Origin of the sequence: Solimicrobium silvestre, assembly GCF_002976435.1 — a bacterium.
GTDB classification, from domain to species: Bacteria; Pseudomonadota; Gammaproteobacteria; order Burkholderiales; family Burkholderiaceae_D; genus Solimicrobium; species Solimicrobium silvestre.
Genome location: NZ_PUGF01000049.1, coordinates 1 through 4,853 on the forward strand (window position 1 = coordinate 1; position 4,853 = coordinate 4,853).

At 46.8% G+C, this 4,853-nt stretch carries 3 protein-coding genes; all 3 read left to right on the forward strand.

Annotated features, from left to right (window positions below; genetic code table 11):
• The first annotated feature begins 266 nt into the window (after nucleotides 1-266).
• The 3 genes from S2091_RS23580 to S2091_RS23595 all read left to right on the forward strand — a co-directional run bounded on the left by S2091_RS23580 (nucleotide 267) and on the right by S2091_RS23595 (nucleotide 4,342).
• A complete protein-coding gene (locus tag S2091_RS23580) occupies nucleotides 267-1,016 on the forward strand; it encodes a hypothetical protein (protein WP_105534425.1) in 750 nt (249 codons plus the stop codon).
• 91 nt (nucleotides 1,017-1,107) lie between these two features.
• Nucleotides 1,108-1,959, forward strand: a complete 852-nt coding sequence (locus tag S2091_RS23585; protein ID WP_105534426.1) for a hypothetical protein — start codon at nucleotides 1,108-1,110, stop codon at nucleotides 1,957-1,959.
• Between the two features lie 568 nt (nucleotides 1,960-2,527).
• The gene (locus tag S2091_RS23595) at nucleotides 2,528-4,342 is read left to right on the forward strand and encodes a hypothetical protein (protein ID WP_133166976.1); all 1,815 of its coding nucleotides are present in this window, start codon (nucleotides 2,528-2,530) and stop codon (nucleotides 4,340-4,342) included.
• Nucleotides 4,343-4,853 lie beyond the last annotated feature (511 nt).

Consider the following 4,853-nt stretch of genomic DNA (forward strand, 5'->3'; position numbering starts at 1 on the left):
AAAAAATGGGATGCTCAAAAGGACTATTTCCGATTAAACTGACGCGTCTTGAGCGGCTTTAAAAAGTCGTTTGAATGGAAAAATTAGGTCGCAGCGCGAATTCTTGTTTTTACACGGCCTCGGCACAAAGTTGACAGTCGCTTAGCTTCTCAATTGACAGAAATTCGAATCAAAATGACTTAAATAGGGTATATCGGTTTGGTACCAATATCATTAGACTTGGCAGGTTAATTGTCGTCGTTAATTTTGTAATAACTGGAGAAAAAATGTCGGCCGCTCAATTATTCCTTGCCATGACGTTTTCTGTATCACTAATATTTTTTACGGAAGAAGCGAATGCCGATACCGCAGGTGCTTCAGTTGTCTTTGTTGGTTGCCCTGGTGATGGCCAAACCGGACCCGTTCCTCCTCCAGAAGGTACGCCCGTATTGGTGAAAGTCGAATCGAAGGTTGCTAGTCGCTTGGCTTACTACAGGGGTGAATTTGGTCCGGGCACTTTCGCTCCAAAGGGATGGCAATGCCGTCTCTGGTATGGCTCTAACGGGTCATTTTTAATTGTTACACCGACTGCACCTCCTGCAACTTTCCCACCTCACCCTATCTCAGCGGAAGGGGTGGTCATTATGGGGCGAGATGGGGAAACGTCTGGTCGATTTGAAGTCGCCGAAATATCTGCTCGATTTTTTCCAGATGTCATGAAGGAATTCATCCAATATGTCAAAGACGAAAAATTGACACAATCCAATATAGAAACGAAACCATATCCGCAAGATGTAATAAATAAGGTTAGTGACAGAATGGTGGAATTTACTACTCCAGCCAATCTAGATGGTTTCGGGACCGGAATGTTTGCAAAATCAGACCAGTCTATTCGCGGTGTCGCTGCGCTAAGCCCTGAGTCTGAAGGCCCCAACATAATTGTTTTGCGCATGAGACTAGCAAAAGAACAAAGGTCGCTGACTGACCCCATAATAAAAATCATGGAATCTTGCATTCAAAAAAGTACTGGATGTTGAACAGAATTGTTGGCGGTTTACGTTCAAAAGACAGGTTGCACATTGCCGACTTAGGGGCATTATTTGAGATTTAATTAGAAGATAGAAATCTATGCAAGCTGCTCAGCGAATTCGTCATCTTTTTGTACTCCTTGTAATTTCCCCCATCTGTCTATGCCAAGGCGCGGAGAAGATCGTTCTGCCTTTAAAATTCGAGCAGAACATTCCGGTTGTGACTCTGCATATCGATGGTCGAGATTTGCAGTTTACACTTGACACTGGCGCATCCGATGCCTTGTATCTGGATCCGGACATTGAAAGCGCCATCCCCGAGGTGACGCGAACAGGTAAAATCGTCAAAAGCTTCGACTTGAGTGGCAAGGTGGTCGAGAACGATGAAATCTTGATTGCAGACCTTGTGGTCGATGGTATGCACTTTGGCCAAACGCGCGGCCGCATGCATACGCCATGGGGAATCACTGCGGAAGGTTCAAGTGGACCACCACACAGGTCCGTAATTGGTTTGCAGTTCTTTGAAAACAAGAAAGTACTGTTCGACTATTCCGGGGGGCGCATCATCATATGGAGTGCCGAGACGAGCATTCCTGCAGATGTGGTTGGTTGGACGATATTGCCATTTGAGCGCGGCCATGAAGGCGTAATTGTCGCGATGCGGAGCACAAATCGCTCATATCGACTGGTACTGGATTCGCCATCGACGATTTCGATTGTAAAAAGTCAAAGTGTCGAACAGAGTGAATCAACAACACATTGCAACATTCACTTTCACCCAGGCGAGGAATGCCGCAAAATTTCATTGACGCTTTTATCCGGTTCAGAATTTTCGCCGATTCTCATGGAAATGCCAGAAAAATTTCATGCAGACGGCATTATCGGACGCGAGTTTTTTGATCGGTATAAAGTTTATCTTGACCTCGCCGGTAGTTCAATTCGTGTGCAGTAACAACTGGCTTACTGAGATATGTATATGGTATCGTGACAGCCACGTCATTGACGGTTGTCGGCACAAACGCGACAGTCGAGTCAACAATGAATCTGAGATGAAAATTATGAGGAAACAATGACTCGGGCAATACTAAAAGTAATAGCTGCCGGCGAGCATGCTCGAATTGTTTGTGACAAGCTCCCCGGTTCAAAGATTGAGAATGGCACAGTTATCATGTCATCCGCGCTTGGCAGCGATGAATCACTCAATGCACATCTGGTTTGGTTGTGGGGGATGGTGAAAAACGAACGACGGGTACTAAAATCGGCAGTTGAGGCTGGCGCTCGAATAGTATGTGAGTGTTCTGCTTCGAAAGGTGAAATAAGATTGCTTCCGAATGGCGCGGAGATGCTTCACCTGCTTGGGGCTGAGTTAGTTATTAGTTCTAAATGAAATAAGGCTGAATCCGGCACTAACCCGACCTTGACTAGCGACACCGAAGTGGTGTTTTATTTTCAAGAATTTCGCACCACGATACGCGGGGGGCGCTACGCTTTAGTCGACGACTCCTTTCGACCCTCCAACAATGATAAAGAACAAGGCGAACAATGTTCGAATATGGCTTGCGATGATCATCACAGTTTTTTTAAAGGTACGTGGCGGGAACCTTTCCAAGGTAATTGCGACAGCCGTGGTTTCGATTGTGTGCATTTCAACGGCATCGCTAGCACAATCAGCAAATAATGATCGGGATGCCATTGCGGCACGGTATCTGAGCGAAGCAGGTAGTCTCGCTTCGAAAGCCGAACCGTCTGAAATCGCTAAACACCAATACCTACTTACGAAAATCGCTGAATACCAAGTTAAAGCGGGCGATGAAGGCGGTGCGCGTGAAACCCTCAAAATAGCACGTGATTTTATGCTCAAGACCAAGTCAGACCATGTTGGGGATGGTCCATATGTGAGTCTTGCAACAGCCAACGTAGTAGCAGGTGACGCGGCAGCGGCTGTAGATATCATTTTCAGCGACCCAATGGATAGTAACCACGCGCATGGCCTTTTCCAAATTTCGCGCGAGCAAGTTCTACTTGGGAACCTAGACCAAGCCCAACAAACTATTACGGCTATCGGCGAATTGGCAAACCGACGTGAGGGATGGCAAAGGAACGCGGACCTGAAATGGCACGATGAAGCGTTGCGATTGGTTGCTGGCTCCTACGCCGCAGCAGAAAAATTTACGGACGCCTCGGTCGCGATAAATTCCATACAGGATGTTGGAATCAAAGCCGAAGTCCTAGGGAGTACCGCCCTTGTAGCGACAAGAGCGGGAAAATTAAATCTTGCCCGAGAATTTTTTGACCAAGCCATAGCTTTCGCAATTCAGATTGGAACGCCAACAGATCCATTGCATATTATGTCTCGTGAATTTGTATTAAATGAAATAGCAGTCAACGCAGCAACAGCTGGTGATCGTAAGAACGCATTCCGGTTGGTGGACCTTCAGGGAAAAAACTGTAGGCACCGGGACGATACGTCGCATGAGAAAGGTGTCGATGCCGAAGAACTGAAGCGGACATCTAGTTTACCTGCATGCGGTGATCGAGATTTAGCGCTGGCATTTCTCGTGCAGGGTTTTTCGGGCAATGATGACCTTTCTAATGCAGAAAAGCTTGCGTCTACATTACCGATTGGCTATCCGCATGATATGGCGCAATCCGCTCTCTCAGGAGCACAGGCACGGACAAACGCTATCGAAGCCGCAATAGTGACTGCGCAGGGAATATCAATGTCAGTCCTACGGGATAAGGCACTATTGCGCATCACAGAAATTGCGGCGAAAAAGGAAAAACACATCCTTGCAAAAAAATCCATCAGCCACATTGACAATGTCGGTGAGCGCGCTCGCGCAATGCTGATAGATGCTATTCAACTTGTAAGCGCAGGCAAATTGGACGAAGCCTGGATACTCGCCGACGAGGTTCAGGAAATGGCCACTTTTCAAATGAACTACAACCAACGGATCGATGCCATATCCACGGCAGCAGCCATATTTTCGCTCCGTTCACTTGCAGATGCGGAGACCTTGTTGGGAAAATTGAATGAATGTGAGCGAAATACAGGTTTTTTACGAAGTGCAAAAATTCTTGCAAATCATGGCCGTCACGATGAAGCGATTTCAGCTTTGAGACTCGCGTTTAACTCTGTTCCGGAAACGTGTTCAAATCGAGGAATGAAGTTGCAGTTTGTTGCGCGGGAGAGGGTTCGTAATGGAGATCAGACCCAAGCCGCCGAAGATATAGCGAAACTTGCTGACCGGCTTGTTCGAGCTGAAGCTTTTCTTGGGCTTGCAAGCGGGCTTTGGAGCGAACCGGAAATGCCACTAATGACTCCAGGATGGTAACGAAAATTTGCAGTTCAACAGGCGGCTGGATGCAACTCGAAATCGCTTAGCTATCAAATCTAGCAAGCTTGAAAATGAATTGCGCAGATCAATTTGAATGTCCGGTGTCCGGAAAGCCGTATGGCTGAATAGGGCACCGTCCTGGCAACCACTGAAAAGCCTCAACGACTGCAATCCGATCCCAGCAGTCATAGAATAATAAAATTGCTAATTTGATTTTTTTAATTTATTGTTTGCCGGCCGTGTGTGCCCGCTATGCGCAGGACAGGCGACAGTGCCGTATGTCGGCATCTGCTTGGTGTCGGCAGAGGCTGTGTAAAAACGCACCCTAAAAAGCAATAAAAAATAATTCAAAAAATCTGTCAACGAGGTAAACAGAAATATCTCTCAAGCGTTATATAAAAAGTCGAATCCACGTTAAGGAGCGTTGATGAAGCGATTTATCCAAGGAGAGCACCGCACCCAAAGCACGCTGCTGCCGGAGGTGCTGGATGATTATGTGACCGAAGAG